Source organism: Chroococcidiopsis sp. CCALA 051, from assembly GCF_003015105.1.
Taxonomy (GTDB): Bacteria; Cyanobacteriota; Cyanobacteriia; order Cyanobacteriales; family Chroococcidiopsidaceae; genus Chroococcidiopsis; species Chroococcidiopsis thermalis.
Map to the genome: position 1 here is coordinate 1 of NZ_PYCI01000233.1, position 4,273 is coordinate 4,273.

Here is a 4,273-nt window from a genome sequence, read left to right on the forward strand (position 1 = left end):
TTGATTAAATCTCATCCCAACTACCAAAGTCTACGTTCCTACGGCACTATCGCCGCCTGATTCTGTCCGATGTATTGCTAGATACAGCTGTTGAATTACTAGCATCAAACGATGAGCGACAGCTAGCGATCGCTCTGGCTGCACTCACGGGTAGACGGCACACCGAAGTGATTAGCAAAGGTCAGTTCCAACCGACTCACCACCCCTACCTAATACTCGGATTGACCGAGAGGTGAAGTGCTTGTTTCAGGACAGCGGGATCGTACCCGTATTGGCGGGCAAGAAGACTGTTTCAATTCACAGGCTCAGAGGCGTGTATGGGGCGATCGCCATTCATTTCTTCTGCCCTCCCACCAAACATGAGCATCGCTTCCTTCAGCACTACCTCGGACACGTACTCGACCAACAGCAGGCTGCACCCAATAGCATAGCGACTAGTCATTATTTCCATTACCGACTCGTCAACGAGCAGAGTCAACCCTTAGAAGGTCAGGGAGTGCTACTGGATGCTAATGGGCTACCACCCCTAGAGCGGGATGAAGTACAGCTAGAGCCAACACAGCCAGTGACTCAAGAGGAATTAATAGCACCGCTAGAGTCTGTAGAGTCAGTGCGACAAGCCCAGTCGGTACAAGTAGAACCAAAGCAGCCCAAACTCGCCTCCAAAACACGAGCTCAAACTACCTCCCATAAGAGCGAACGGGTGATTGCTTCATCCAATGATTCCACCAAGAGCGATGCCACTCCTCCACCACGCCAACATAGTTTATTGAGAATTTTTAAGGACGAGCATGACCGCTGGCTGGCTGTATTGGATGCCCTTTGCCCCCAAAGCAACAACCAGCAGGAGAAGACCGCTACCTTGCTGCAATGGGTGGAAGCACGACTTGATAGCTCAAAAGATGTCACCCAAGCCTCTCCAGGGGCTAATGGAGTCACACCAGAGCCGAGCGAGGCAAAATCTCACCTCGCTCGTGCTGCTGAAGGAACCGTTCAACATGACTCTACGCACCCAATCTCGACTCAAGTAGGGGCAGATCGGGAGATCGCCCAGGTAGTCGTAGACCAAGCTCGCACCTTGAGTTGGCTCACGGGCAGGATTGAAGCACTGGAAGCTGAAATTGCTACGCTCAAGCAACAACGCGAGCAAGCAATTGCTACTTCTACTCTTTCTTCCACTCTCCAGCTAGAAGTGGAACGCTTGAAGACTGAAAATCGAGAGTTAAAGCAGGCGGCTGCAAGATTTGAAGCTGCAAAAGCCGCACTTCTAGGCAACGATCGCCCTACACCAACTCCAAATACTTCACCCACTAAAGGTGCTGATTCTGCCTCTGGCTCTTCCTCAATATTACATGAGCAAGAGCATGTGCAGGAACAGACCCAACCACAGCAAGTGCCGGATACTACTAATCCTGCCCCGACTCAGATTTCAAAACCAGCTACATCCAAACCAACTAGAACTGGTGGAGCTAAAGAACGAGCAAAACGTATCTTTGCTACTATCTGCGAATGGAACCAACAACATCCCCAGGATACTTGGGCGATGACTGTCGGTCTACTAGAGGAAACTTTTGGCATCAATCGTAAGGCAGCTAAGGAATTTATTAGTGCGAATCAGAATTTAATTGAAGAGCACCATGCCCAGATTGGTGTAGAAAATCAACGCGGGCATAATCGTGGTAAGGATGCAGCAGCACTCAAGGCATTCGTGCAGCAGTTTCCAGCATAAAGCGATCGCCTCGTCGCATTGCCGTCTTGAGCCATTTGTAGAGCCTAACTTTTCTCTGAGACTACAAATAAAGTTAGGCTCTACACAAAGTTAGGCTCTACACGGTGTTTATCCGCATCAAACAAGTCAAAGGCAACAGCTATTTCTACTTGATGGAGTCGCAGGGGGTTGAAGGCAAGCCTCACCCCGTCCCCAAAACGATCGCCTATTTGGGCAATCAAAAGGCGGCGATCTCTCGCTTGAAAGCTTCCGATTATCCAGCCAAAGACAAACTGCTCTCACAAGTGCGGGCGGCAACACCTTCTGTCGGTAAGAACCAAGGCAAGCGCGGTCGTCCCAAGCAAAATCCTCCGGCATAACAATCCATTCTAACAACAAATTCGACATTGGTAGGAAAGAGAAAGTGTTTAAGGAGATTATTTCAGATGACCGAGCCAAATATTCGCCACCAAGAATTAGACCTTGAAGAATGAAAGAATAGATCGTTGCGAGCGCTATCTAGTGCATCGCCCGCTCGACGCGCTCGCAAATGAAATGAGTCGGCGCTCTTAGCAATTAAATCACCAGGAAAAATGAAACCAGAAACTAGAAACGCATTGCTAAAAGCTTACACACAATTACAACAAAAAGCTTACACTATTGAACGACAATTAAATAGACCGACCCACGAGATGTGCAACGAGCTTAGGACTGTAAAGCTAGAAATCAAAGTAGAAAGGAGATTTGCCGGAAGTAGACGAGAGAAAATGACATCGTTAGCCTTTTGGATCGAGGCAAGTGACGATGTCAGAAACGATAGGCACTACTGTAGCAGGAATTGAATTGACGACGAATGAGCAAGCCAATCCAGTCACGCCAAGTTGGTTAGGTGAAGTCTTGTTGATTGGCGAATATTGGCGGACGACTGGATTATTGGAGCGCTTACAGACTCAAGTGAGAGTAAATCGAGGGCGGATGGGACAGTATGAAGTGTGTGATTTTGTCCTCTTGCTCCTTGCTTATGCCGTTAGCGGTTTGGACACACTCCAAAGCTTTTTTGAGCAGCTCAAAAGCGTGAAATCAATCGTAATGTCAGTGTGGCAACGGCAGCACTGCCCAGTGGCATCGACGCTCTTGCCGATTTCTCGCTGATATTGAGCCGACGGCGTTAGAACAACTGCGGATGTTGTTTGAATCGGATCTAATGGAGCATGGTTTCAACCGAACCCAGAATGGTAGATTAGTAGATCGTGCTGGAAACCATTTCTGGATGTTCGATGTCGATGGCACACATCAAGCAGCACGACAACGATCTCTGGTTAGTGCTCAGTCCTATCCTAAAGCCCGCCGTCGCAGCCAAGCTGCTACAGCCAAAGGCTATTTGGGACGTGACCGAGGTGAGGTGACTCGCACTCGTACTGCTGTAGCACAAGCTCATACAAGTGAGTGGCTTGGCACTTTTGGCGCACCTGGAAACGGCACTCCTGGACCAGATCTGCAACGAGCCTGTGGCATCATTGGGCACTACCTACAACATCACAAGTTGACTGGCAGTAGTGCAATTGTGCGGCTTGATGGGTATTATGGCACACCCCAGTTCGTCAATCAAATTCAGCAGCATCAATTGGGCTACCTATTGCGCTGTCGAGATTATCAACTGCTCAAGCATCTGGCGATTCAAGCGCGGCTGCAAGAAACCCCTGCCCAGTTGTGGTCGCACTCGGAGTCCCATCAAGTGCGCTTCGGTATTTGATTTGGGCTTTGTGGATGATAGTTGGGCAGGCTATAACCAACCACTGCGATTGATTGTCGTGCGGACACCACATGAGTCAAAGCGAAAGCAGCGAGTAGGAAAACGCATTGGAGACTTCATTTATGAACTGTTTATCACCTCCCATCCCCAGGTAGGACTGACAGGGTGCGATCTCCTCAACCTCTATTACGGTCGCGGTGGGTTTGAAAAGCTTTTGGGTGATGAAGATGTGGAGCAGGACTGCGACCGGTGGTGCAGTTGGCATCCCTATGGACAGGAGTTTTGGCAGATTCTCAGCCAGTGGGTGTGGAATTGGCGATTGTGGACGGGCTTTGCCCATCAACCCCAACCACTGCGGCAGACGATTTGGGTTGGGCTAGAGAGTGAGAAAACTACTCTGCCGGAAAATCCTGCTTCTGTTGATGAACCATTGGTGCTGTCCCAGGTGCATACCCCGTGTCCACCCGCAGACTCTGCTGGCTATGGTCCAATGCAAGTGGCAGGAGGATGGGCCAGAAGCCGTGGCAAATTTTCGGGTTCTGATTTCACGCTGCTCAATGAGCGGACGTTAGAATGTCCTGCTGGAAATTCCATGTACCGTCGAGAAGTGCGGCAAAGCCGTTTGGGAGATTTGTTGATTTTGTTCGGCATCAATCCACGTACCTGTCAGCAATGTCCCCTGAAGAGCCAATGTTTAGCAGATGGATCAAAAGAAACTGGGGGACGGCGAATTACCTTTCTTCTGTCACTACGGTGAGAATAAAATAGAAGTCAAGCTGAACTGAACTGAGCATAAGTAATTGGAGCAGTAC

At 49.5% G+C, this 4,273-nt stretch carries 7 protein-coding genes; 6 read left to right on the plus strand and 1 reads right to left on the minus strand.

Annotation, left to right across the window (positions count from 1 at the left end; translation table 11 throughout):
- Positions 1-46: 46 nt before the first annotated feature.
- The gene (locus C7Y66_RS33195) at positions 47-178 is read right to left on the minus strand and encodes a hypothetical protein (RefSeq protein ID WP_255410092.1); all 132 of its coding nucleotides are present in this window, start codon (positions 176-178) and stop codon (positions 47-49) included.
- Between C7Y66_RS33195 and C7Y66_RS32740 the strand changes: the two genes are divergently transcribed.
- From C7Y66_RS32740 to C7Y66_RS29955, 6 genes are all read left to right on the plus strand, one after another.
- A complete protein-coding gene (locus C7Y66_RS32740; protein ID WP_233222912.1) occupies positions 135-236 on the plus strand; it encodes a protelomerase family protein in 102 nt (33 codons plus the stop codon). The genes C7Y66_RS33195 and C7Y66_RS32740 overlap by 44 nt on opposite strands.
- Before the next feature lie 5 nt (positions 237-241).
- Positions 242-1,729 carry a protelomerase family protein gene (locus C7Y66_RS29935; protein WP_199197732.1) on the plus strand — a complete coding sequence of 496 codons (1,488 nt, stop codon included), beginning with the start codon at positions 242-244 and terminating at the stop codon, positions 1,727-1,729.
- 104 nt (positions 1,730-1,833) lie between these two features.
- The gene (locus C7Y66_RS29940; protein ID WP_106548320.1) at positions 1,834-2,088 is read left to right on the plus strand and encodes a hypothetical protein; all 255 of its coding nucleotides are present in this window, start codon (positions 1,834-1,836) and stop codon (positions 2,086-2,088) included.
- A gap of 424 nt (positions 2,089-2,512) precedes the next feature.
- Positions 2,513-2,860: a hypothetical protein gene (locus C7Y66_RS29945; RefSeq protein ID WP_106548321.1), complete on the plus strand. Its 348-nt coding sequence runs from the start codon at positions 2,513-2,515 to the stop codon at positions 2,858-2,860.
- A 31-nt stretch (positions 2,861-2,891) separates the two neighbouring features.
- Positions 2,892-3,461, plus strand: a complete 570-nt coding sequence (locus C7Y66_RS29950) for a hypothetical protein (RefSeq protein WP_106548322.1) — start codon at positions 2,892-2,894, stop codon at positions 3,459-3,461.
- Positions 3,462-3,471: 10 nt separating this feature from the next.
- Positions 3,472-4,218, plus strand: coding sequence for a hypothetical protein (locus tag C7Y66_RS29955; protein ID WP_146149913.1), 747 nt, complete (start codon positions 3,472-3,474; stop codon positions 4,216-4,218).
- Positions 4,219-4,273: the final 55 nt, after the last annotated feature.

Excerpts from the sequence above, each read along its gene's own strand:
- C7Y66_RS29950 (WP_106548322.1), top strand. The coding sequence starts at position 2,892 with ATGTTGTTTGAATCGGATCTAATGGAGCATGGTTTCAACCGAACCCAG.
- C7Y66_RS29945 (WP_106548321.1), top strand. The coding sequence starts at position 2,513 with ATGTCAGAAACGATAGGCACTACTGTAGCAGGAATTGAATTGACGACG.